Origin of the sequence: Xenorhabdus budapestensis (genome assembly GCF_017743015.1) — a bacterium.
In the GTDB taxonomy this organism is placed as follows: domain Bacteria; phylum Pseudomonadota; class Gammaproteobacteria; order Enterobacterales; family Enterobacteriaceae; genus Xenorhabdus; species Xenorhabdus budapestensis.
The window spans coordinates 2871058-2896418 of sequence record NZ_CP072455.1; the positions used below are offsets into that span (position 1 = coordinate 2871058).

15 protein-coding genes and 1 pseudogene are annotated in these 25361 nt (G+C 41.6%); 9 read left to right on the forward strand and 7 right to left on the reverse strand.

Annotation, left to right across the window (positions count from 1 at the left end; translation table 11 throughout):
- Window positions 1-65 precede the first annotated feature (65 nt).
- On the reverse strand, window positions 66-1154 hold the full coding sequence (gene serC / locus HGO23_RS12380; RefSeq protein ID WP_209026795.1) for a 3-phosphoserine/phosphohydroxythreonine transaminase: 1089 nt from the start codon (window positions 1152-1154) through the stop codon (window positions 66-68).
- 355 nt (window positions 1155-1509) lie between these two features.
- Here serC and HGO23_RS19700 point away from each other — a divergent pair, with 355 nt between their 5' ends.
- Both HGO23_RS19700 and HGO23_RS19705 read left to right on the forward strand, forming a co-directional pair.
- Window positions 1510-2916 (forward strand): amino acid adenylation domain-containing protein, encoded by a 1407-nt coding sequence (locus tag HGO23_RS19700; protein ID WP_244967801.1) that lies wholly within the window; start codon window positions 1510-1512, stop codon window positions 2914-2916.
- The gene (locus HGO23_RS19705; RefSeq protein ID WP_244967961.1) at window positions 2906-4567 is read left to right on the forward strand and encodes an SDR family oxidoreductase; all 1662 of its coding nucleotides are present in this window, start codon (window positions 2906-2908) and stop codon (window positions 4565-4567) included. Before HGO23_RS19700 ends, HGO23_RS19705 begins: the two co-directional genes overlap by 11 nt.
- A 70-nt stretch (window positions 4568-4637) precedes the next feature.
- On the opposite strand, the gene ansB is transcribed toward HGO23_RS19705, so the two are convergent.
- On the reverse strand, window positions 4638-5681 hold the full coding sequence (gene ansB / locus HGO23_RS12390; RefSeq protein ID WP_099136728.1) for an L-asparaginase 2: 1044 nt from the start codon (window positions 5679-5681) through the stop codon (window positions 4638-4640).
- Window positions 5682-5829: 148 nt separating this feature from the next.
- Here ansB and ycaO point away from each other — a divergent pair, with 148 nt between their 5' ends.
- From ycaO to pflA, 4 genes and pseudogenes are all read left to right on the forward strand, one after another.
- The gene (gene ycaO / locus HGO23_RS12395) at window positions 5830-7599 is read left to right on the forward strand and encodes a 30S ribosomal protein S12 methylthiotransferase accessory factor YcaO (protein WP_209026796.1); all 1770 of its coding nucleotides are present in this window, start codon (window positions 5830-5832) and stop codon (window positions 7597-7599) included.
- Window positions 7600-7926: 327 nt separating this feature from the next.
- Window positions 7927-8593, forward strand: a pseudogene (locus HGO23_RS12400) (formate/nitrite transporter family protein).
- Between the two features lie 57 nt (window positions 8594-8650).
- Complete coding sequence (gene pflB, locus HGO23_RS12405) at window positions 8651-10933, forward strand: formate C-acetyltransferase (protein WP_209026797.1); 2283 nt, start codon at window positions 8651-8653, stop codon at window positions 10931-10933.
- Window positions 10934-11071: 138 nt separating this feature from the next.
- Window positions 11072-11812 carry a pyruvate formate lyase 1-activating protein gene (gene pflA, locus HGO23_RS12410; RefSeq protein ID WP_209026798.1) on the forward strand — a complete coding sequence of 247 codons (741 nt, stop codon included), beginning with the start codon at window positions 11072-11074 and terminating at the stop codon, window positions 11810-11812.
- Between the two features lie 696 nt (window positions 11813-12508).
- Here the strand turns inward: pflA and serS are convergent.
- The 5 genes from serS to lrp form a co-directional block, all read right to left on the reverse strand.
- Window positions 12509-13798, reverse strand: a complete 1290-nt coding sequence (gene serS / locus HGO23_RS12415; RefSeq protein WP_099136724.1) for a serine--tRNA ligase — start codon at window positions 13796-13798, stop codon at window positions 12509-12511.
- Window positions 13799-13960: 162 nt separating this feature from the next.
- Complete coding sequence (locus HGO23_RS12420; protein WP_209026799.1) at window positions 13961-15304, reverse strand: replication-associated recombination protein A; 1344 nt, start codon at window positions 15302-15304, stop codon at window positions 13961-13963.
- Window positions 15305-15311: 7 nt separating this feature from the next.
- On the reverse strand, window positions 15312-15923 hold the full coding sequence (gene lolA, locus HGO23_RS12425) for an outer membrane lipoprotein periplasmic chaperone LolA (protein WP_209026800.1): 612 nt from the start codon (window positions 15921-15923) through the stop codon (window positions 15312-15314).
- A gap of 66 nt (window positions 15924-15989) precedes the next feature.
- Complete coding sequence (locus HGO23_RS12430) at window positions 15990-19460, reverse strand: DNA translocase FtsK 4TM domain-containing protein (protein ID WP_209026801.1); 3471 nt, start codon at window positions 19458-19460, stop codon at window positions 15990-15992.
- Between the two features lie 139 nt (window positions 19461-19599).
- The gene (lrp, locus tag HGO23_RS12435; RefSeq protein WP_004256338.1) at window positions 19600-20094 is read right to left on the reverse strand and encodes a leucine-responsive transcriptional regulator Lrp; all 495 of its coding nucleotides are present in this window, start codon (window positions 20092-20094) and stop codon (window positions 19600-19602) included.
- A gap of 638 nt (window positions 20095-20732) precedes the next feature.
- Between lrp and trxB the strand changes: the two genes are divergently transcribed.
- The 3 genes from trxB to cydC all read left to right on the forward strand — a co-directional run bounded on the left by trxB (window position 20733) and on the right by cydC (window position 25349).
- Window positions 20733-21692 carry a thioredoxin-disulfide reductase gene (gene trxB / locus HGO23_RS12440; protein ID WP_209026802.1) on the forward strand — a complete coding sequence of 320 codons (960 nt, stop codon included), beginning with the start codon at window positions 20733-20735 and terminating at the stop codon, window positions 21690-21692.
- 148 nt (window positions 21693-21840) lie between these two features.
- Window positions 21841-23610: a heme ABC transporter permease/ATP-binding protein CydD gene (cydD, locus tag HGO23_RS12445; protein ID WP_209026803.1), complete on the forward strand. Its 1770-nt coding sequence runs from the start codon at window positions 21841-21843 to the stop codon at window positions 23608-23610.
- A gap of 2 nt (window positions 23611-23612) precedes the next feature.
- Complete coding sequence (gene cydC, locus HGO23_RS12450; protein ID WP_209026810.1) at window positions 23613-25349, forward strand: heme ABC transporter ATP-binding protein/permease CydC; 1737 nt, start codon at window positions 23613-23615, stop codon at window positions 25347-25349.
- The last annotated feature ends 12 nt before the right edge of the window (window positions 25350-25361 follow it).

A 25361-nucleotide genomic window follows, 5' to 3' on the forward strand; every position in this document is an offset into this window, starting at 1 on the left:
TTGTATTTTTAATTGATGAGATAGGTTTATATCGGGAAGTTTTATCCCTCCCGATAATAAAATGATTATGCGTTGCGGCGCTCAAAATCAGCCATAAACTCGACCAATGCCTGAACACCTTCATAAGGCATCGCGTTATAGATTGAGGCTCTGGCTCCTCCCGCGACTTTATGCCCTTTCAAAGCATGTAATCCTTGTGCATAAGCTTCTTCCAGAAATTTGCCATCCAAAGCCGGATTTGCCAACTGGAATGGCACATTCATGATAGAGCGGTTTTGCGATGCAACACGGTTGATATACAGGTTACTATTATCGATAGCCTGATACAGGCTTTCAGCTTTTGCATAATTACGTTTTTTGATTTCCTGCAAACCACCTTGTTCTTTCAACCACTTGAACACCATACCAGAGAGATACCATGCAAATGTCGGTGGCGTATTATACATAGAGTCATAATTAGCCTGTACGGTATAGTCCAGAATGGACGGGGTGTGCTGATGCGCTTTACCCAACAAATCTTCACGGATAATCACAGCCGTAATCCCTGCCGGCCCGATGTTTTTCTGAGCGCCCGCATAAATAACACCATAACGGCTTACATCAATTGGTGCAGAAAGAATGGTTGAAGAATAATCGGCAACTACAATCTTATCATCGCCAAAATCCGGCTCTTCAAAAATTGCAATGCCATCAATAGTTTCATTTGGGCAATAATGAACATAAGCAGCATCCCTACTTAAAGCCCATTCACTCATTGGCTTCACACTTTTAATGCCATCTGTTTCGGTCAGGATGTTAATGACATTAGGTGTACAATATTTTTCTGCGTCTTTAGCCGCACTTTCAGCCCAATAACCACCAACGATATAATCTGCTGACGTTTTATTACCAAGTAAATTCAATGGCAATGCTGAAAACTGGCCTCGGGCACCACCATGACAAAATAGCACCTTATAATTATCAGGTATCGATAATAAATCCCGGAGATCTTTTTCTGCTTCAGTTGCAACAGCGATAAACTCTTTACTGCGATGACTGATCTCCATAACCGACGTTCCCAATCCATACCAGTTGCAAAGCTCTTGTTCCGCACGACGTAATACTTCTGCTGGCAACATGGCTGGGCCAGCACTGAAATTATATATCTGACTCATTAACTCACCCTATCATTATGGATACAATAAAAATCGGACGTATTGGTTTTATCATTCCCGCTCTGCCTCTGCAATGGTTATTACCAGATTATTGTTAACTTGCGGTTAGGTCATTCTGCTTGTAGTCAAAATATTAATCTGCCCAATAAAAAACTAATTATTTCAGATTAAAAATTCTGTTTTCGTTATTTGAATTCATATAATTTAATAGAGACATGAATATCAAATTATGTGTAATACCCGCCAAAGCCATTCAGCGTAAAATATTTATCGATAAGTGATACAGTAAAAAAAATAATAAACCTCTTGCTATATAAATGAAGACAATTATTAATTATTTGTGAAAGGAATAATCATGATTAACTCAATGATAAATACCACTCTCCATAATTTCAAAAGTAAATCAATACCTCCTACTGACTGTGATTTAATTAATATTCTTATACAAAAAACTTCAGAAAATCCTGACCACCATGCAATAATTACAGAAGAACGTACAATCAGTTATCGAGAATTAGTCCATCAAGCACAATCATTGGCATTGCATTTATATAATTTGGGTGTGAAATATGAAACTCCCGTCGCTATTTTACTGGAACCCGGAATCGAACAAGTCATTAGTCAAGTTGCCATTCTAATGGCAGGTGGAAGTTGTGTTCCTCTCGATCCTGCCATGCCTGATAACAGGCTATGTTTTATGTTACAAGATTTGCAAATAAATCTGACATTAACAACTCACCAATATCAAGATCGCACCTTACCAACAAATTTCGTTATTATTAATCAAAATATACTGGAAATTTCAAAGACTGAAGATCTTCCTAATATTCATAGAGGAAAAAACCATCGCTCCCATATTTTATTCACTTCTGGAACTACTGGAACCCCCAAAGCAGTTGAAATTGAAGCTCGCGGTATTCTCCGCTTCGTTATTAATCCAACTGATATCAATTTAACTGCTACGGATATAATGGCCTCTATTTGCAATCCTACATTTGATGTTTATCTGTTCGAGATCTGGATAACATTATTAAATGGAGCCTCAATAGTTGTTATTCCAAGAAAAATAATTATTGATCCTTATAGATTTAAAGCCACATTGGAAAAGTTTTCCGTGAATTGCCTGATTATGACGGCCACTTTATTCCACTTAACTGCTCAAACATGTCCTGAAGCATTTCGTCAATTACGTTATCTTCTCGTAGGTGGTGAAACACTAAATCCACATGTTTTACGCCAAGTTTTACAATTCACACCTCCCCAACATTTCATAAACTGCTATGGCCCCACTGAAAGTACCATCATGACCCTAACCTATGAAGCCACGTTAAACGAATTAACAGAAGACAGTGTACCAATAGGAAAGTCAATTGCTAATGCTGATATCTATATTTTGGACGACCAACAACAACCTGTTGTACCAAATCAAATAGGTGAGATATATCTTGCAGGCGAGGGGTTAGCCCGTGGTTATTGGAATCGTCCAGAAATTAACGCTCAACGTTTCATTATGATTGACGTTGGGAAAAATAACCAATTAAAAAGAATATACAAAACCGGTGATTTAGGCTGGCAACGTTCTGATGGTGCTTATATGTATGCAGGACGGATAGATAATCAGATAAAAATACGCGGACATCGTATCGAAATTGAAGAGATAGAAACTCAACTATTGAAAAGCCAACTACTACAATCAGCGGCTGTATGCGTAGTAAAAAAAAGAGAATACAGAACCCTACTTAATTGCTTTTATCGTTCCTAAAGAATCGGAGACTTTCTCCAAAAAAACACTCTCCCAATGGGTGAGTCATCATTTACCTGATTATATGTACCCCCGGCTTGTCGTTGTTGAACATATTCCTCTTACCCTAAATGGTAAAATGGATAGAGATTGTTTACTAGCGGAATATTCGAAGAATCAAAAACAACAATTGCTGTCTCAACTAAATACTGAAATGAGCGAAGAGAAATTGATCGTTTTGAATATTTGGAGTCAAATTTTAGATAATTACGATATTACGTTAGATAGCGATTTCTTCCAGTTAGGCGGTAGTTCATTACAAGCAGCCAGACTTATTATTGAACTCGGGAATAAGATGCAGCGAGCTTTACCCGTTCAACTCTTATATGAATCACCCACACCAAGAAAATTAGTAACAAGCCTACAACAAAACAAGAACAATCTCGCTGATTTATGCGCTATTATGCTTCAAGATGGTATACTCCCTTCAGATATTCAGCCATTATCTCAATCACCCCAACCATGGCTCAATTCAGACTCAGGACGAGTATTATTAACCGGAGCAACCGGATTTCTAGGCGCGTTTTTCTTGCGTGACCTGTTGTTACAAACAGAAATTAATAAGGTCATTTGTCTAGTACGTGCAGACAATGATGAAGCTGCCCTGATGCGAGTTAAGAAAAATCTGAATCAATATGGTCTATGGAAAGAAGAATTTCTCTCACGATTGCAAGTTATTGCAAGTGATATTGCAAAACCACAATTTGCCCTGAGCCAACAAATTTATGAAAATCTATCTACAGAATGTGATGTTATTTTCCATTTAGCCGCACATGTAAATTATATTCAGCCTTATTCTGCGCATTACTCTAGCAATATTTTGGGAACACTAAATGTATTACGCTTTGCTGTCAGTAAGAAAATAAAACCTCTACACTATGTATCCACTGTTGCTGTTTTTGGCCCCGTAGGGCTTTTCTCTCCTGTACCCAGAATATATGAAGATGACGACATAACATCTTGCTTGCCCAACTTAAAATATGATTCAGGATATACACAAAGTCAGTGGGTTGTTGAGCAGATAATATGGCAGGCCAGAGACAGAGGAATACCTCTTGCGGTATATCGCCCTGGTTTTATCATGGGAGATAGTTTGACTGGAGCAAGTAATCCCAATGATTTTGTCTCCAGATTAATCAAAGGCTGTATAAGGATAAACTCTTATCCACTACTAGCTAATCAACGAAAAGAGTTCGTTCCAGTTAATTATATCAGCCAACTCTTACTTGATATCTCTCGCAATAACCGTAATTTGGGAAAAGCCTATCACCTAGTTTCACCTGACAATAAGCAATCTGTCGATTTAAATCCATTCTTTGAATTAATTAATCAGTGTGGTTATCACCTCAAAGGCATGCATTATTCTGAGTGGCTAAAAAAATTAGAAACAGATCAAAAGCTGACAGATAACCCGCTGCTACCATTACTGCCCATGTTATCCGAAAAAGTTTACGGAGAACTCACACGATGGGAAGTTTACGAAAATATGCCAGCATATGACGCAAAAAATACAAAATCAGCACTAGAGACACCCGTTATATACACACCAATAGATAGTGATCTCCTAAGACGTTATCTTGCTTACTGGAAACAAATAGGTTTTTTGTCATAGCGTAGAGTTTATATTTTACACAATACAGAAAGACGTTTTTAACCGTCTTTCTGTATGCTTGGATCAGGAATTAATATTTAGAAAACATTGCCTGAACTTTTGCTGGATCAGAAGTTTCAGTCAGAGCCAGTTGCAGAAGAACACGTGCTTTCTGCGGGTTCAAACGTTCTGATGCTACAAAACCATATTTGCTGTCATTAACTTCAGCATTCTGAGTAGTGTAACCGAAAGGAATACGGCTGGAGCGAACAACTACAACGCCATCTTTAGCTGCTTGAACCAGTGTGTCCAAAATGGATTTATAGATATTACCGTTACCTACACCCGCACTGATAATCCCTTTATAACCATTTTCTACAAATGCTTTTGCTGGCAGATCAGAAGCATTCGAGTAGTTATAAACGATACCGACTTTTGGCAATTCGTTCAGTTTGCTGATATCAAAAACAGCTTTATCAGCTCTTACTGGTGCAACAGAGTAGTAGTTAACTTTACCGTTATGAATAAAACCCTGTGAACCCGCATTTACTGCCTGGAATGCCTGAACTTCCGTAGTGCTCAATTTGCTGATGTCACGACCATGAATAACAGAGTTATTCATAGCTAGCAAAACACCACGGTTTGAGGAATTTTTATCTGCTGCTACAACTACTGCATTATAGAGGTTCAATGGGCCATCAGCCCCCAGAGCAGTTGATGGACGCATCGCACCAACCATTACGATTGGTTTACGGCACTGAGTAGTCAAGTCAAGGAAATAAGCGGTCTCTTCCATAGTGTCAGTACCGTGAGTGATTACAAAACCGTCGGTTTTATCACAATCGGCATTGATCTTTTTCGCCAGAGTCAACCAAACCTGATCGTTCATATCCTGTGAACCAATGCTAACAACTTGCTCCCCTTTCAAATCAGCAATGTTTTTAATAGCAGGAACAGCATTCAGCAATGAATCAACACCTACTTTACCCGCAGTATAACTAGACTGAGTTGCAGATTCACCACCCCCAGCGATTGTGCCCCCCGTTGCCAACACAGTAATGTTTGGTAAAGCAAACGCAGAACCACTGACTAAAGCCAAAAAACTGGCTATTGCTGTTTTTTTGATCTTTTTCATTATTCAACCTCTTGTAAAAAAAGCTATTCTAGTATGTATAAGAGAAATAAATAAACTCCAATTAACAATAATTTTTGGAATTAAATAGAGGAGACAAAAAAAACTTCGTATGATATGCAATTCTTAACAGAAATCGAAGTGAATAACGATGACGCAAACCTATATCCCAGGCAAAGATGCCGCACTAGAAGATTCAATTAATAAATTCCAGCATAAACTGAACTCTCTTGGCTTTAATATTGAAGAAGCCTCATGGCTAAATCCTGTTCCGAATGTTTGGTCAGTGCACATCCGCGATCGCGATTGTCCATTGTGTTTTACTAACGGCAAGGGAGCCAGTAAAAAAGCAGCGTTAGCCTCTGCGTTAGGTGAATACTTTGAGCGTCTATCAACAAATTATTTTTTCGCTGATTTTTATCTTGGGAATACGATTGCCAAAAGCGAATTCGTTCATTATCCAAACGAAAAGTGGTTCCCTCTGCCAGAAGATGATTCCTTGCCAGAAGGTATTCTGGACGAACGTTTACACCGTTTTTACAATCCTGCCAACGAACTTTGTGGCAGTCAGTTGATTGATTTGCAATCCGGTAATAAAGAGCGTGGTATCTGCACACTACCATTCACTCGTCAATCCGATAATGAAACCGTTTATATTCCAATGAATATCGTTGGGAATTTGTATGTTTCAAACGGTATGTCAGCGGGTAATACTGTAAATGAAGCTCGTGTTCAGGGGCTATCCGAAGTATTCGAGCGCTATGTGAAAAACCGCATTATTGCAGAATGCATTAGTTTGCCTGAAATTCCACAAGCTGTGATGGAGCGCTACCCTGGTGTTGTTACATCAGTCAATAAATTGCAGGAAGAAGGTTTCCCACTCTATTGCTATGATGCTTCTCTGGGCGGTCAATTCCCGGTGATCTGCGTTGTACTATTCAACCCCAACAACGGCACATGTTTTGCCTCTTTCGGCGCTCACCCTGATTTCGGTGTTGCGTTAGAACGTACCGTGACAGAACTTTTACAAGGCCGCAGTCTGAAAGATCTTGATGTCTTTACACCACCAAGTTTCGATGATGAAGAGGTTTCTGAACACACAAATCTGGAAACTCACTTTATTGATTCAAGCGGCGCAATTAGTTGGGATCTGTTCAAACAAGATGCTGATTATGAATTTGCTGATTGGGATTTCAGCGGTACAACAGAAGTAGAATTCGCAACTTTGATGGGCATTTTCAATTCGCTGGATGCAGAAGTTTATATTACTGATTATGAGCATCTTGGTGTTTATGCCTGCCGTATTCTGATACCAAGTATGTCAGATATTTACCCGGTTGAAGATCTGTACATTGCCAATAATACGATGGGAACTCACCTGCGTGAAACCATTCTGGCCTTGCCGGATAGCCAGTGGCAACCGGAAGAATACCTTGCCTTCCTTGAACAAATAGACGAAGAAGGGCTGGATGACTTTACCCGCGTTCGTGAATTATTAGGAATTGCAGCGGGTAAAGATAACGGCTGGAGCAACTTGCGTATTGGTGAGCTGAAATCTATGCTGGCACTGGCAGGTAATGATCTGGAGCAGGCTCTGATATGGGTTGAATGGACACAAGATTTCAATTCTTCTGTCTTCACAGCAGAAAGAGCAAATTATTATCGCTGCCTGCATACCCTACTATTGCTTACCCAAGAAGAAGATCGTGATCCAGACCAATATCATCAGGCTTTTGTCAAAATGTACGGTCAGGAAGCGGTAGATGCTGCATCTTCAGCCATTAACGGTAAAAACTGTTTCTACGGATTATGGTCTGTCGATTCAGAATTAAAAGCATTACCAGCCCATCAGGCGTTATTAAATACTTATGAAAAATTACAAAAAGCCAAACGGGATTTTTGGATAAATAAACAGGGATAAATAATCTGTTAAATTAAAGTGATTTTTTGGCAAAAGTAAAACTCAGGTTAAATTACATTTATTTTCAAATAACAAATAAATGACAATTTAACCTGTTGTTTTACTTTTTCTATATTTTCCTTCAAATTCTTCATATAAAATATTTTTATAAACCTTAAAAAATATTTAATTTTTAAAAATCAATCAATTATCTCCAAAAAAGACTATTTTCACAGCGATAACTCACCAGGCTTTCGATTTAACATGATCCATATCAAATTCAGGTCAATGCCCGTTTGTTACTATCATCACGTGCTATAATTAACTAAGGATAAAGAGAGTGTTAGTATGAAAACTGACAACCCTTTTAATTTATATCCACCTGCTGTAATGGCACAAATCGCAGATGATAGTAGTATATATAAAATCAATAAACATTCCGCAGTGACTTATTTATCAGCAATCATGGCTGGTGTATTTATTTCCATTGCTTTCGTCTTTTATATTACGGCTATAACAGCAACTTTTTCTATTCCTTACTGTTTGGCTAAATTGACCGATGGTATCTGTTTCTCCCTGGACTTAATGTTAGTAATAATATTTGGTGTCGATCTCTTCACTTCCACAGTATTGACTATTGTTTCAAAAGCGACAGGCCAATATGCCGTCGCCAATGGTTTCTGGGGCCTGAACGTATTACAGGTCGCCGATCATAAAATGCACCATACTTTTATTGAGGCACTGTGCTTAGGCATTTTAGCTAATCTGATGGTATGCCTTGCTGTCTGGATGAGTTATGCAGGCCGCAGCCTTATTGATAAATTATTTGCATTAATTCTGCCAATTAGCATGTTCGTCGCAAGTGGCTTTGAACACAGCATTGCTAACATGTTTCTGATCTCCTTTGGGATTGTTATTAAAGAATTCGCTCCCAGTTACGATTGGTAACATCATTGGTGGTTCGATATTGGTTGCGTTAACTTATTGGTTTATTTATTTACGTGGTAACCGCTGACATTAATTTGCTTCCACACCCAATTTCCAAATTCTACTGTTAAAAGGTAAAAGTATCATGTCCGAGTTAAATGAAAAATTCTCTGTAGCGTGGCGAGGCCTTAACGGAGGTAGCTGGCAGAATGAAGTCAATGTTCGTGACTTCATTCAGAAAAACTACACTCCATATGAAGGTGATGAATCATTTCTTGCGGGCGCCACAAAAGCGACGGATATTTTGTGGGAAAAAGTCATGGAAGGTATCAAAATCGAAAACTGCACCCATGCTCCGGTTGATTTGGATACTAACGTTGCGTCTACAATTATTTCTCATGATGCTGGTTATATTGAAAAAGATCTGGAACAAATCGTTGGTCTGCAAACTGAAGCGCCACTGAAACGTGCCATTATTCCATTTGGTGGGATTAAAATGGTTGAAGGCTCTTGCAAAGCATACAACCGAGAGCTGGATCCGAAACTGAAACAAATTTTTACTGAGTATCGTAAAACCCACAATCAGGGGGTATTCGATGTTTATACTCCTGATATTCTGAAATGCCGTAAATCCGGTGTACTAACTGGTTTGCCTGATGCTTATGGTCGTGGTCGTATTATCGGTGATTATCGGCGTGTTGCACTATACGGTATTGATTTCCTACGTGATGAAAAGTATGCACAATTCACCTCATTACAGGAAAAACTGGAAAATGGCGAAAACCTTGAAGCAACTATTCGCCTGCGTGAAGAGATTTCAGAACAGCACCATGCTCTTGGTCAAATCAAAGAAATGGCTGCTAAATATGGCTACGATATTTCTGGCCCGGCAACCACAGCCAGGGAAGCTGTACAGTGGACTTATTTTGCCTATCTGGCTGCTGTGAAATCTCAAAATGGTGCTGCAATGTCCTTCGGTCGTGTATCCAGCTTTCTGGATATCTACATTGAGCGTGACCTGCAAACAAGCAAATTGACTGAACAAGAAGCGCAAGAGCTGATCGACCATCTGGTGATGAAACTGCGTATGGTTCGTTTCCTGCGTACTCCTGAATACGATGAGTTGTTCTCCGGTGACCCGATTTGGGCTACTGAATCAATAGCCGGTATGGGGCTTGATGGTCGCACCCTTGTTACCAAAAACAGTTTCCGTTTCCTGAATACGCTGTACACAATGGGACCATCTCCGGAGCCTAACATGACCATTCTGTGGTCTGAAAAACTACCAGCCAACTTTAAAAAATACGCCGCAAAAGTGTCTATCGATACTTCATCCTTGCAGTATGAAAATGATGACCTGATGCGCACTGATTTCAACAGCGATGATTACGCCATTGCATGTTGCGTCAGCCCAATGGTTGTTGGTAAACAAATGCAGTTTTTCGGGGCCCGTGCAAATCTGGCGAAAACCATGTTGTATGCGATTAATGGTGGTATAGATGAAAAATTGAAAATGCAGGTTGGCCCGAAAGAAGAACCCATGAAAGATGACATTTTGGATTATAACAAAGTCATCAAACGCATGGATCACTTTATGGACTGGCTGGCAAAACAGTACGTCACAGCGCTAAATATCATCCACTACATGCATGATAAATACAGCTATGAAGCCTCCTTAATGGCACTGCATGACAGGGATGTTCACCGCACTATGGCATGTGGTATCGCAGGTTTGTCTGTAGCGGCTGACTCTCTATCCGCGATCAAATATGCAAAAGTATCACCAATCCGTGATGAGAATGGACTGGCGATTGATTTCAAAATCGAAGGTGAATATCCACAGTTTGGTAATAATGACACTCGTGTTGATGATATTGCCTGCGATTTGGTTGAACGTTTCATGAAGAAAATTCAGAAATTGCAGACCTATCGTAATGCAGTACCAACTCAGTCTGTGTTAACCATTACCTCTAACGTTGTTTATGGTAAAAAAACCGGTAACACACCTGATGGCCGTCGTGCAGGTGCCCCATTCGGGCCGGGCGCTAACCCAATGCACGGTCGTGATCAAAAAGGTGCGGTAGCTTCACTGACCTCGGTTGCCAAACTACCATTTGCTTACGCGAAGGATGGTATCTCTTATACCTTCTCCATCGTACCTAATGCTCTGGGCAAAAATGACGAAGCACGCAAAACGAATCTAGCAGCTCTGATGGATGGCTACTTCCATCATGAAACCCATATTGAAGGTGGTCAACATCTGAACGTTAACGTAATGAATCGTGAGATGTTAATGGATGCAATGAAAAATCCTGAAAAATATCCTCAGTTGACAATCCGTGTATCTGGCTATGCGGTACGCTTCAATTCCCTGACTAAAGAACAGCAACAAGATGTCATTACCCGTACATTTACGCAAACAATGTAAATATTTATTAGTAGCATCGTGTTACCTCAAAAATGCCATAGTTTTCTAATCGAGCAAAATGGCATACACTCCAAGGCCCCTGTACAACTCGGGCCTTTACTCTCTCAGCATCCAATCTGTTTTTGGAGAAACCCTTTCATGTCCGTACTTGGCCGTATCCACTCTTTTGAATCTTGCGGAACCGTTGATGGCCCTGGTATCCGTTTTATCGCGTTTTTCCAAGGCTGCCTGATGCGTTGTCTTTATTGCCATAATCGCGATACATGGGATACGCACTGCGGCAAAACTGTAACTGTCGAAGAACTTATCAAAGAAGCAACAACTTATCGTCATTTTATGAATGCTTCAGGCGGAGGAGTTACTGCTTCAGGTGGAGAAGCAATCCTTCAGGCTGAATTTGTCCGTGATTGGTTCAGAGCTTGCCATGCAGAAGGTATTCACACTTGTTTAGATACCAATGGTTTTGTCCGTCGCTATGAACCAGTCATTGATGAACTGCTGGATGATACCGATTTAGTGATGCTGGATCTAAAACAGCTTGACGATGATATTCACCGAGAACTGGTCGGTGTTTCCAATCACCGAACGCTCGAATTTGCCCGTTATCTGGCAAAACGCAATCAAAACACATGGATCCGCTATGTAGTTGTACCCGAATGGTCAGATGATGATAAATCTGTCCACATGCTGGGAGAATTCACCAAAGATATGAAGAATATCGAGAAAATTGAATTATTGCCTTATCATGAGCTTGGAAAGCATAAGTGGATTGCCATGGGTGAAGAATACAAGCTGGAGGGGGTAAAACCACCTTCTAATGAGACTATGGAGCGAGTGCAACGAATCTTGACTAGCTACGGGCATAATGTAATTTATTGAATCCAATATTCTTCCAACCTCCTCATAAGAAATAATCACAAATAGTAACTGGTTCAATAATAAATTGCAGCCAGTTCTGCGCTAAAAAATCATTTCCTGATAATATACTATTTAAAGTACAGAGTGATTTTATTTACTTCCTATAAAAAATAAATTAATTTTAGTTAGTGCAAAAGAAAAAATTAAATATAAGCGTAATTATTTGGTAATGTAGGAAAGAAATTGTGTATTAATCTCTTAATAATACCATCGATTACCCCTTGTTGATTAGCAAACTTCCTGAAATAATCCCTTCTACTTTACCCAAAAACTCTGTTCCGAGATGGATATATTTGGTAATTACTATTCAACCAGATAAAGCGAAAAAAAATGAATAATCAAGATATTAATTTCGATTCCGGGGAAAAAGCATATCCCTAACTAAAGAAAAAGAGGTATTCATTCGTGAAGGCCAGGCTGTTGGAGCAGGAACAGAATGGATCGGTAATGCATGGCAAATATTCAAAGTAAACCCAATGCAATGGATACTAATTTTTTTATAATATAGCAATATATTATTCTCCTTTTCACAGTGTTTTTTACACACAAGAAGTTAAGGAAGATGAAATAGTTATAACAAATCGAATCACAATCTTTACTTATAAAAAAATAAAAAAGCGCCAAATAATGGCGCTTTTTTATTAAATATACAAAGGATTAACCAATATATTCCAGCCCTTTCATATAAGGACGCAATACTTCTGGAACTTCAATACGGCCATCTGCCTGCTGATAGTTTTCCATTACAGCAACCAGTGTACGCCCTACAGCCAGGCCAGAGCCATTCAGTGTATGCACTAACTGGGTTTTCTTGTCATCTTTACTACGGAAACGAGCCTGCATACGACGAGCCTGAAAATCCCACATATTAGAGCAAGATGAGATTTCACGATAAGTATTCTGCGCAGGCAACCAAACTTCCAAATCGTAGGTTTTTCTTGCACTCGCACCCATATCTCCGGTACACAGTAACATCTTGCGATAAGGCAATTTCAGTAACTGCAATACTTTTTCTGCGTGCCCTATCAGCTCTTCCAATGCTTCCATGGATTTTTCAGGATGAACAATTTGAACCAGCTCAATTTTATCAAACTGGTGCATACGGATCAGACCACGAGTATCGCGACCATAAGAACCCGCTTCTGAGCGGAAGCAAGGTGTATGCGCTGTCATTCTCAGAGGAAGGTCACTCTCATCCAGAATTTCACCACGTACTAAATTAGTTACAGGCACTTCCGCAGTTGGGATCAGTGCATAGTTACTGCCGGAATCTTCTGCCAGCGCCTTAGTATGGAACAAATCTTCACCAAATTTAGGCAACTGGCCCGTACCGTACAGCGTGTCACGGTTAACCAGATAAGGCACATAAGTTTCCAGATAACCATGTTGTTCAGTATGCAGATCCAGCATAAACTGCGCCAATGCACGATGCAGGCGGGCAATTTGCCCTTTCATCACGACAAAACGCGCACCTGTTAATTTCACTGCGGCGGCGAAATCAAGGCCATCAGTTAATTCACCCAACGATACATGATCTTTCACTTCAAAATTATACTGACGCGGTTCACCCCAACGGCTGATTTCCACATTATCACTATCATCTTTTCCGTCAGGAGAAGAATCATCAGGAATATTCGGCATGCCTAATGCGAGATCACGGATCTCAGCCTGCAATGCTTCTAATTCAGCTTTTGCTGAATCTAGCTTTTCTCCCAATTGATTGACTTCCTGGCGCAATGGTTCAATATCTTCACCACGGGCTTTAGCTGCACCAATAGTCTTCGATCGGGAATTGCGTTCTGCTTGCAGGGTTTCAGTTTCAACTTGTAAAACTTTACGGCGCTCTTCTTGTTTACGCACCGTCTCCACATCAAGGGTATAACCCCTGCGAGCCAGTTTTTCGGCAACTGCGTCTAGCTCGTTACGCAGCATATTTGGATCGAGCATGCTATTCCTGTGCTTGTTGTTGTTAAGAAACTAGTTGTTGAGAAAATAATTGTTAAGAAAATAGTATTGAGAAAAAAGTTACTAAAGTAGTAGCAAAATCAGTTTTGATTAACCAATCTGATATAAATTCTTCGCCATATGAACCTTACCGTATCAATGACATTAGAGATAGCGTTTTATTGAGCTATTTTGGTCCTGCTCCATCAACCAGTTTAATTTCTCACCAATTTTACCTTCCAACCCTCTGCTAGTCGGGTGGTAATAACGAGTATTCTGCATCTCAGGTGGAAAATAAACTTCTCCCGCCGCATACGCATTGGGCTCATCATGGGCATAACGGTATTCTTCACCAAAACCCATTTCTTTCATCAATTTGGTTGGAGCATTACGCAGATGAGCAGGAACGTCATAATCCGGCTTTTCTTGTGCATCTGCCATAGCTGCTTTAAATGCCGTGTAAACAGCATTACTTTTGGGAGCACAGGCAAGATAAACAATTGCCTGAGCAATTGCCCGTTCTCCCTCTGCTGCTCCAACACGGGTAAAACAATCCCATGCAGCAATTGCTATCTGCATTCCACGCGGATCAGCATTACCTACATCTTCAGACGCTATTGCCAGTAAGCGGCGGGCAACATAAAGCGGATCTCCACCCGCGGTAATAATTCTGGCATACCAGTAAAGTGCAGCATCTGGTGAAGAACCACGGATTGATTTATGCAAAGCCGATATTAAGTCGTAATACCTATCACCTTGATTATCAAATCGCGCACTCCGCTCTCCGCTAACCTCTTTCAGTAACTCTGGGGTCAAGATATGTTGCCCTTGTACATTGACTTCCGCCATATCCGACATCATTTCCAACAAGTTCAATGAACGACGTGCATCCCCTGCAACCAACTCAGCTACCATCTGGCGAGTGCTGTCCGGCAACACGATATTTTGTCCACCAAGGCCATGCTCTTTATCATTTATGGCCTGAATAAGCACTTGTTCTATTTCTGCTGACGAAAAAGATTTCAATAAATAGACTCGCACCCGCGACAACAAGGCTGAATTTAGTTCAAAAGAGGGGTTTTCAGTCGTGGCACCAATGAATGTGATGGTGCCATCTTCAATGTGCGGCAGAAAGGCATCTTGCTGGCTTTTGTTAAATCGGTGAACTTCATCGACAAACAAAATTGTTCTGCGTCCTGCATTGCGGTTCTGTCGTGCTTTCTCTATAGATTCACGTATCTCTTTGATACCGGATGTAACGGCAGAAATACGTTCCATATCTGCTTGCGCATAATAGCCGATAATTTCAGCCAGCGTCGTTTTCCCCGTGCCCGGCGGCCCCCATAAAATCATGGAGTGAAGATGACCGGCACGGATCGCCCTTGGCAAAGGTTTCCCCTCTGCCAATAGATGTTGCTGCCCAATATAACGATCCAGCGTAACTGGCCGCATTCTTGCTGCCAGTGGCTGAAACTCATTCTGTGAAAAATCGAGTGAAAGATTGTTCACTTAAACCTCACTGGCGTTGATCATCCAGAGTAACACCTTCTGGTAAAGTGAATTTGAACTTTGACGCATCTACGCTGATATTTTGCTGCCCTTTCAACTGATATGCGCTTTTCTGACCGTCTTGTTCAACAGCCGTAAATTTCTGAATAGTGCCATCAGGTGTTACTGTGATTGAAAAATGTTTCAGATTTCCATTGGCACTATTAGGCGTCAACTCAAAATTATTACCACTTTGTGTCACTCTGTATTGTTTCCAATCCGTGGGATCATTACGAGCAATCAACATAAACGGTGTATTGCCCGTAGCATCTTTCAGCCAATTAGCTGTTACTTGCTCGACAAAAGGATTGTAGAACCACAACGTTTTGCCATCAGAAATCAAAGTACTTTCATCAGGCGATGTCATATGCCAATTAAACAAATTGGGACGTTTAACCCAGAGTTGCCCTTCACCATTTTGGATCGTTGAACCGTCACTGCTGGTAACAGTCTGGGTAAAGTTCGCGTGAAAACTATTTACCTTACTCAATCGACCCTGCAAATCTTGCGCGGCATCAGCCCATGCAGAACTCACGCTTATTCCCATCATCAGACAACCAATCAACATCAGTTTTTTCATGTGTGAATACCTTCAATTCATATATTATCGGCATCACAATAGCCGATGCCGCATTTAAAATGATGCTCAGTGTTCATGTGGCGGAGGTGCTAAAACTTCTCGATTGCCATTATGACCAGGCGTACTGACAATTTGCTGAGCTTCCATCTGTTCTACAATTCGAGCGGCCCGGTTATAACCAATGCGGAATTGACGTTGTACCCCGGAGATAGATACCCGGCGTTTTTCAATCACAAATTCAACTGCCTGATCAAACAGAGGATCCAGCTCTCCATCACTATCCAATCCCAATCCTCCTTCGCCATCTTCACCCCCTTTAATAATATTATCAATGTATTGAGGGCGACCACGCGCTTTCCAGTCATTAACAACTTCATGGACTTCTTGGTCACGCACGAAAGCACCGTGGACACGTACAGGAATCGAAGAGTTTGGTGCTAAGTAGAGCATATCGCCCATACCAAGCAATGATTCCGCTCCTCCCTGATCAAGAATGGTACGGGAATCAATTTTACTGGAAACGGTGAATGCAATTCGCGTAGGAATATTAGCCTTAATCAACCCCGTAATAATATCAACAGAAGGACGCTGTGTAGCCAGTACCAAGTGGATACCCGCAGCTCGTGCTTTCTGTGCCAAACGCGCGATCAACTCTTCCACTTTTTTCCCGACTGTCATCATTAAATCGGCAAACTCATCGACCATAACAACAATATAGGGCTCTTTTTTCAGTACAGGATGTGTCACATCCATGCTGTCACCGGGCTTCCAGAATGGATCCGGGATCGGACGGCCCATATTTTCAGCCTGTTTGATCTTATCGTTATAGCCCGCGATATTGCGCACACCTAAAGCTGACATCAGTTTATAACGGCGTTCCATTTCATTGACGCACCAACGCAATGCATTGGCTGCATCTTTCATATCAGTGACCACTTCCGTCAACAAATGCGGAATGCCTTCGTAAACAGATAGCTCAAGCATTTTCGGGTCGATCATGATAAAACGAACATCTTCTGGTTTCGCTTTATACAAAATACTGAGGACCATGGCATTGACGCCGACTGATTTTCCCGACCCCGTCGTCCCTGCAACCAACAAATGAGGCATTTTCCCTAAATCAGCAACAACAGGCTGACCAGCGATATCTTTTCCCAAAACAATAGTTAATGGGGACGGATTATCACGGAATTTTTCACAATCCAGCACTTCCCGTAAATAAACGGTCTGGCGTTTTTTATTCGGTAATTCCAGGCCCACATAAGGTTTTCCTGGGATCACTTCGACAATACGAACTGCCACAGCCGAAAGTGAACGTGCAAGATCACGAGATAAATTAGAGATACGGGAAGCTTTAACCCCAGGCGCTAAGTCCAATTCAAAACGTGTGATTACAGGACCTGGAGAGAACCCAACAACATCCGCTTTGACACGATAATCATTCAGACGAGCTTCAATTAAACGCGAAATTTGTTCCAGTGCAAACATATCAACCGGTTCTTCTTCTGCTGGAGGTTCTGCCAGAAGATCTAAAGAAGGCATCGGTGTAGTCGGCTTAAGCAATGGTTGATCATTACGTACCAAAAATGGATGAAACAGGCTCGGTTGCTGCGGTTGCTGCGGTTGCTGCGGTTGCTGCGGTTGCTGCGGTTGCTGCGGTTGCTGCGGTTGCTGCGCAAAATTATGCAGAGTTTCTGGCTGATGAGAAGTTTTTAAAACAGAAGAATCTGCTGCAACAGGAACAATATTTTTTTCCTGTTCTGGCTGAATAACCTCTTCCGATGGTATGGACTCTGAAGGCATAAATAATGGTTCTGCCGGCTCAGAAATTTCTACACTATTATTTTGTGAAAAATAATCAAACACAGACTTTTCATACTGCGGTGAAACAGCAGGCGGGATTTGATAACGTTCACGTTGCTGCTGTTCAAATGCTTTCCGCAACGTTTCTTCCTGCTCTGCATGCTCATCAATGCTGATAGGTGCTTTATCATCACTGTTCTCAACAGATTTTTCTACTGTTGTTTTGCCATGTGCAAGCTGCTTATAAATTGGTTGGTTAAAAATAGAGGTAAAATCTTCAGCATTTTCTTCTTTTACCTCTTTTTCCAAATCATAACCATAACGCTCACGCTGTTGCGCAATAAATTGCTCACGCAGCATATCTTGCTGCTGCTCATCCATTCTCTGTTCTTCAACTTCAGCATTGAGTTCGTCCTGCCTTTCTTTTTCTTTCCGCTGTAAATGCTCAGACAAGCGGTGAGAAGGGACTTTAATCCCATACAATTCACGGCGAGTCGGTATTCGTACCGGATTCGGCCTTGGCATTTCAGGGCCTATTCCCTGTTTCATCTGAGGATTTTTCACAACAGCAACAGAGCTAGTTACCGAACTCTGCAAATAAGTACTATTATCTGTACAATCATTTACATCATCCCCCAACTGGCGCTCATCAGGCAGCTCAAATGTATATCGGACAGGCTCTTGCTCCTGGCTATTTTCAATTTGTTCTGATCCAACAATCTGTCCAGTTCTAGCCTGCCCTAATTCCATTTGTACTGATACTGTTTCTGGAGCTACGGATATTTGTGGCTTAATCAGGTGAGATTTATTGTCTTGTTCCAGAGCAGATTGCATCTGTTCAAGTGAAATACTTTCATGCTCAGGAAAAACAATTGCAGGTGGAATCTCTTCCTCTGACTGTTCCATAACCGACTGTACTGAATCGGTATTCACCAACTCTGTCACTGTTGGAGCTGCCAGCAACACATCATATTCATCATCAGCAATGGCGTTTTGAATAACATGAGTTGCCTTAACAGGAGCTGCTTTAGACTCCCCTTGTTTAGAATGGGTTATATCATCAGGAAGCTCGGGAACAACTTCTTTTTCCAACTCATCATCATAATCAATTTGAGTGCGGCTACGATTAACCACAAAACTGAGCGAATCCAGAATGCACTCCCCAATTTTTTCTGCAATGGTAAGCCAGGACCAGCCCGTAAATAATGTGAACCCGACAACCCACGTACCAAGCAGAGCTAAAGTTGCACCAAGGATATTAAACCACGGTAGGATCGCGTTACTGAACAAACTACCGATAACACCACCTGAAGCAAAATCATCGAAATCATCAATATTGAGTGCAGCCAAACCACATGAAGTTAAAATAAGAGCCAAGGAACCAATAATGCGTAATGTCAGTGTGAAGAAATCCACATACTCTTGCCTATCTTTCTGACGGAAAGCATTCCAACAACCCAAAAACATTAAGGGTGGGACTGCATAGGCAAGAATACCAAATGCTGAGAATAGTATGTCTGACAACCAGGCACCAATGCTGCCACCTAAATTATGAACAGGTTCATGCCAGGCAGTTTGTGACCAGCTAGGATCGGAAGGATGAAAACTGACAAGTGCTACCATTAAATATACGGCACATATGGCAATAACCAACAGAACGGCTTCCAGAAGCCGACGGCTACTGCTTACTCTTTTTAACCTAACACATTTGTCTTCTGTATATTCCTGGTTCAAGAAAGGCTCTCCAGGTTTTCCTGTTGATTAAACGGAACAACGCTGAGGATAGCTCAGCGTTGAAACTGTATGCATAAACAGGAGTGTACCTAAATTTTTCCTGTTTTGCATCTATACACTGTACATTGTAGACAAAAGCTTAACGAGTCTTAATTACCAAACGGTTACTCTGTTTCACTTCTTCCATTACTACATAAGTACGAGTATCGTTAACGCCCGGAAGACGTAATAAGGTCTCACCCAACAATTTACGGTACGCAGACATGTCTGGCACACGTGTTTTCAGTAAGTAGTCAAAATCCCCTGAAACCAAATGGCATTCTTGAATTTCTTCCAGTTTTTGTACGGCAGTATTGAACTGCTCAAAAACATCTGCCGCTCCACGGTTTAGGGTGATTTCAACGAACACCAGCAATGATGCATCCAGGTAATGGGGATTCAGCAAGGCGGTATAACCAGAAATAAAGCCTTGACGCTCTAAACGACGTACGCGTTCCAGACAAGGTGTAGGTGATAATCCTACCCGCTTGGATAATTCCACATTAGAAATACGGCCATCTTTCTGCAATTCGTTAAGGATATTACGGTCTATGCGATCAAGATCTTTTCCTGGACGCTTCTTATTATCTATCATCTTATTGCTCTCTCTTTATATTCCTACACCCATAACATTTTCCCTATCTCTTTTAAGCAGTTGAGCTGGAAAAGATGTCTTCAAAGGCTAAAGCTCAATCTGTAATCAAAGTTTGGGGCCTACACGTAATCTTCCAGAATACAATTTCCCAGAACTCGATTAACCAAAACACAACTTACTAGAGCACCGTCTTCCAGAATATTATCTCCCAAAACACTATGTCTCCCAGAAAGCAGCTTATCGGCAATTTTTAATATTCTATGAGAAAATCATCCACTCCAAATTGTCTATTCTATAGAAACAATTGATTAGCGAGGCAGATAATTATCTCTTACACAGATGTTTTCGCAAATGCATAGCCGATTGTCAAAGTAAATGAACAAAAATCAGAACAACCTACCAAACAAATTTTCGGTAAATCGTTTCAATAGCTCGTTTCATGTCTAAAACGAATAAATGATGTTCAATTCAAAAAGTTAAGCACTCACTCCTTACATTCCCATTACATCATAGTTACTATCTATCGGTAAAATCGTTAATAACATGAATATTTTATCTGATAATCGCTTTTTTTAACTTATTATTTCTCCTACAATCCCTGAATCTGCGATATGCAAAATAATGGAAATGAGGTATTCATGAGTACAGCCAAACACAGTAAACTCATCATTCTTGGCTCAGGTCCTGCTGGTTATACTGCTGCTGTTTATGCGGCCCGGGCTAATCTAAATCCCGTACTCATTACAGGGGTTGAGAAAGGCGGCCAATTGACCACCACGACTGAAGTTGAAAACTGGCCTGGCGACCCTGAAGGACTAACAGGCCCAGCTTTGATGGAACGTATGTTTCAGCACGCTGAAAAATTTCAGACAGAAATTATGACTGATCACATTCAGAAAGTTGATTTCTCAAAAAAACCATTCCACCTATATGGTGATGATCAGGAATATACCTGTGATGCCTTAATCATCGCAACAGGTGCTTCTGCACGTTATTTGGGGCTACCTTCCGAAGAAGAATTTAAAGGACGTGGTGTTTCTGCCTGTGCAACTTGTGATGGTTTCTTCTACCGTAAACAAAAAGTTGCTGTCGTAGGTGGCGGTAATACTGCTGTTGAAGAAGCATTATATTTAGCGAATATTGCGTCTGAAGTTCACCTGATCCACCGTCGTGATACTTTCCGTTCAGAAAAGATCTTGATTGACCGTTTGATGGATAAGGTTAAAAACGGCAATATTATTTTGCATACCGATCGCACTCTGGACGAAGTTTTGGGTGATGAAATGGGTGTAACAGGTATCCGTATTCGCGATACGAAAAGTGATAACACTAAAGAGCTGGATGTTGCAGGTGTTTTCATCGCCATCGGCCATAGCCCTAATACCGATATTTTTGCAGGACAGCTTGAACTGGAAAATGGGTACATCAAGGTTCAGTCCGGTCTGCATGGAAATGCCACCGAGACATCTGTTCCCGGTATATTTGCCGCAGGTGATGTCATGGATCATGTTTATCGACAAGCTATCACTTCAGCCGGCACGGGCTGTATGGCTGCGCTGGATGCCGAACGTTTTCTGGACGGATTGGCAACCAAATAAGATTATCTTTTTCTAAAAGCGCTATTTCGATAGCGCTTTCTAACAGGTAACATTTTTTTGTAGGCAACATAGTACGCGAAAGCTGGCAATACAATTACCAGCTTTTTTGATACGCCGTATCATCATCTGCTAATCTGAAATTTTTCTTATGGACAAAACAAGACAATCTGAACTTGTTCGATGGCTGAAGCAACAAAGCGCCTCAGCCCGTCAATGGCTTCGTCTATCCATGCTACTAGGGCTAATTAGTGGTTTACTGATTATCACTCAGGCCTGGCTTCTCGCTTCCATTCTTCAGGCGCTTATTATGGATAATGTCCCCCGTGAAAATCTCATCAACCAATTCCTGATGTTGATGGCTTCTTTCACGCTGAGAGCTATTGTCAGTGCTGTCCGAGAACGTATCGGGTTTATCTGCGGTAAAGTCGTGCGTCAACAAATTCGCAGTATGGTATTGGATAAACTGACACAATTGGGTCCTGTTTGGGTAAAAGGCAAACCTGCTGGTAGCTGGGCGACCATTATTCTGGAGCAAATTGAAGACATGCAGGATTTTTATTCCCGCTATTTACCTCAAATGACCCTTGCGGCTACTATCCCTGCCTTAATCCTGATCACTATCTTTCCCATCAATTGGGCCGCTGGCGTTATTCTATTCGTAACTGCGCCATTGATCCCTATTTTCATGGCTTTGGTCGGATTAGGGGCTGCCGATGCTAACCGGCGCAATTTTGTTGCACTTGGTCGTTTAAGTGGTAACTTCCTGGATCGTTTACGTGGTCTCGAAACTCTGCGTTTGTTCCATCGGGGAAAAGCCGAAATTAAACAAATTACCGAATCGACAGAAGATTTCCGACGCAGGACAATGGAAGTACTACGTATGGCATTTTTATCTTCTGCTGTATTAGAGTTCTTTACCGCTGTTTCCATTGCTGTTGTTGCTGTTTATTTTGGTTTTTCTTATCTGGGAGAGTTGCATTTTGGCAGTTATGGTTTTGGCGTGACATTATTTGCTGGTTTCCTCGCACTTATCCTTGCTCCTGAATTCTTCCAACCGCTACGTGATTTGGGCACTTTTTATCATGCTAAAGCCCAGGCTGTGGGCGCTGCGGAATCACTTTTCACCTTGTTAAGCAGCGATGGGGAACACACCACATACGGCGGCAGAAAAACCTTGTCAGATAAAGAAACAGTGACTATTGAAACAAGCGAATTGGAAGTTCTGTCATATGATGGGCATCGTCTGGCCGGTCCTTTAAATTTTACAATTGATAAGCATCAACGGATTGCATTAGTGGGAAAAAGCGGCGCAGGAAAAAGTACACTGATAAATGTGTTACTCGGTTTTCTTCCTTACCGGGGTTCATTGAAAATCAATGGAAACGAATTGCGTGAGCTTGATCTCGACAAATGGCGTCAACAATTAAGTTGGGTCGGGCAGAACCCCCATCTGCCGGAACAAACGATACTCGATAATATTCGTCTTGGTCAATTTGACGCGACACAAGAACAGATCCACGATGTAATGAAACGCGCTTATGTCGATGAGTTTGTCTGTGATCTCCCTGATGGCATAAACACAGTTATTGGCGATAATGCTGCTCGCCTATCTGTTGGACAAGCACAGCGTATCGCTGTAGCACGGGCATTATTAAATCCGTGCCAACTCTTGTTACTGGATGAACCCGCAGCCAGCCTTGATGCTAATAGTGAACAACGCGTAATGATGGCATTGAATCAAGCATCCAGTCAGCAAACGACATTATTGGTTACACACTTACTGGAAGAAACGCTGGAATATGACCAAATCTGGGTTATGGAGGGCGGATTAATTATCGAAAAAGGTAACTATCAAATTTTGAGCCAATCTCAAAGTGCATTTTCCCATCTGTTGTCTCATCGCAGTGTGGAGCTTTAATCATGCGTGTATTACTCCCTTTTCTCGCACTATACCGCCGCCATTGGTTTCTTATTAGCTTAGGTATGATTTTGGCAGTTGTAACCCTACTAGCCAGTATTGGCTTACTTACGCTGTCCGGTTGGTTTCTTGCCGGCACTGCTGTAGCAGGATTTGCCGGAAAATATACCTTCAATTATATGCTGCCTGCGGCAGGTGTCCGTGGGGCAGCTATTTTTCGCACTGCCGGACGTTATGGTGAGCGGTTGGTCAGCCATGATGCTACATTCCGGGTATTGGCTCATCTTCGGGTTTTTACCTTCCAGAAGATCCTGCCACTTTCTCCGGGAGGTATCACTCGTTTTCGCCAGGGAGAGTTATTGAATAGGATTGTGGCTGATGTCGAAACGTTAGATCATCTCTATCTACGCGTCATGTCTCCCGTCCTTGCTGCACTTACCGTCATTATTGTCCTGACATTTGGCTTGGGGTTCCTTGATAAGACGCTTGCCTATACTCTTGGTGGTATTCTGTTAGGGCTGCTGCTGACATTACCTTTTGTGTTTTATCATGTGGGCAAACCTTACGGCAGGAATATCACTTTATTACGCGGCCAATATCGAACATTGCTCACCAGTGCATTACAAGGCCAGGCGGAGTTGACCGTATTCGGTGCTTTCCAGCGCTTCCGCCACTCAATGTCTGAGGTTGAATCCAAGTGGTTAAAGTGTCAACAACAACAAGCTAATCTGACGGGGATTTCTCAAGCCATTATGATTTTTGCCACTGGCATCACAGTGACACTGATACTGTGGCTGGCAGCAGCAGGTATAGGCGGAAACAATCAACCCGGAGCGTTGATTGCTCTGTTTACATTCTGTGCTCTTGCTGCTTTTGAGTCCCTTGGGCCAGTCACTGTAGCTTTCCAGCACATGGGGCAAGTTATCTCCTCAGCTACACGTGTCTCTCAGTTAATCCATCAGAAAGCTGAAGTCACCTTCCCTGAGCACGGGCCAGAAAGTACAGATAATCTCAGTCTTGAGATAAAAAACATTGATTTCACTTATCCTAATCAACCTTTACCTGTATTACAGAGCATTTCTCTGTCTCTGCAAGCTGGTGAACATATTGCTTTGTTGGGCAAAACAGGCTGCGGTAAATCAACTCTTTTACAGTTATTGACCCGTGCATGGGATGTTGATCACGGAGAGATTTTAATCAACCAACAGCCTATCTCTTGTTATGATGAAGCTACACTGAGATCGATGATGTCCATCGTTCCCCAGCGAATACATGTATTCAGTCATACTCTGCGTGAAAATTTGTTATTGGCAAAACCAGATGCTACTGATGAACAATTAACAACTGTTTTAAAGCAGGTCGGATTAGGAAACTTGCTAGACAATAATGAAAAGCTAAACTGTTGGATAGGCGAAGGTGGACGCCAACTTTCTGGCGGTGAACAACGCCGATTGGGCATTGCCAGAGCATTGCTGCATAATTCTCCACTTATGCTTCTGGATGAGCCGACAGAAGGGCTTGATGCAGATACTGAACAACAAATTCTGTCGCTATTACGCGATGGTTGCCAAAATAAAACGCTTATTGTGATTACCCATCGGCTAACTGGCTTACAATACATGGATCGTATCTGTGTAATGGATGGGGGGCGTATCATTGAGCAAGGGCAACACGATGTGTTACTGTCCCAGCACGGGCGTTATTACCAATTCTATCAACGGCAATATTATCCTGAGTAGGAGTGATAACTT